Consider the following 1,133-nt stretch of genomic DNA (forward strand, 5'->3'; position numbering starts at 1 on the left):
TGAACGTCGGCTACATTCAGCCACTCCGCGAACAGCGGGGTCTAAGTCAAACCGATCTGGGTAACAAGGTCGGGGTGACCCGGCAGACCATCGCGGTCTGGGAGAAGGGTGAGCGCATGCCATCTATTGGGCAGTTGGCTGCTATAGCCCAAGCTCTAGGCGTTCCACTCGAGGTTTTCTTTGAACAAAACGCTGAGGAGCCGACCCTGTTGTTCAGGGCCGATGAGGCAGGGGTTCTTACCCCTGCGCTCAGGGCCCTGATCCTCAAGCGGGCCCTGGCCTACGCGGAGATCGAGCGGGAGATTGGTGAGGTCGCCGTATCGCCACCCCAGATGCCGGTAGAGGCATATGAACCGCACGCGGTGGAGCGCTACGCGGGTGAGGTGCGGGACTTCCTCGGGGTAGAACACGCTCCTTTGGGGGACGTGATCGCCCGGCTCGAGGAACGGGGTTTGAAGGTTCTCCTCACCCCACTGCCCGCCCACGTGAGCGGGTTCTCGGCCTACACCGAGTCGCTGGGGGCGGTCATCATCATCAACGAAAATCACCCGGTTGAGCGGCAGTTCTTCACCGCTCTGCATGAGCTGGCCCACCTCATCTGTCATCGTCAGGACTTCCTGCACCCTGAAAAGGCTGTGGCTGCGGGGTTGAGGGAGAAACTCGCCAACCACCTGGCCGGGGCGGTGCTGCTACCGCGTGAAGTACTTGAGCGGGAACTCCACGCCTTCCGCAACCGCTGGATCCCCGAGGCCATGCTGCTTGACCTCAAGCTGCGCTACAGCGTCAGCATGCGGACCGTCCTGATCCGTGCCGAGCAGGTCGGCATCATTTCCCGTAAGCAATGCGGCCAGCAGATCGGTGTGCTGAACAAGAGGTTTGGAAAGGACAAGGAGCCGCTCGAGCTGCGGCGCGAGTTCTACAACCCGGACTTTAAGGATGACCAAAGCCAGGTACTGCCCAAGTCACGGCTTGAGCGGTTGGTTTTCCAGGCCCTCTCCCTCGGTGTCGTGAGCGCCTCTCGGGCTGCGGAAGTGCTGGGGGTTCCGATTGAATATATCCGCAAGCGGGCCGCCCTCTGGTCGTCGAACGGCGGAAGTGCCCTCTAGTGGCCCCGATGATCCTACTCTCCGACG

General features: G+C 61.7%; 1 protein-coding gene. It reads left to right on the plus strand.

Annotated features, from left to right (window positions below; translation table 11 throughout):
* Positions 1–1,106 (plus strand): helix-turn-helix domain-containing protein (locus Mrose_RS18385; protein WP_220452371.1); only part of this gene is annotated, 1,106 nt, incomplete at its 5' end.
* Between the last annotated feature and the right edge of the window lie 27 nt (positions 1,107–1,133).

The organism is Calidithermus roseus (genome assembly GCF_003574095.1).
In the GTDB taxonomy this organism is placed as follows: Bacteria; Deinococcota; Deinococci; order Deinococcales; family Thermaceae; genus Calidithermus; species Calidithermus roseus.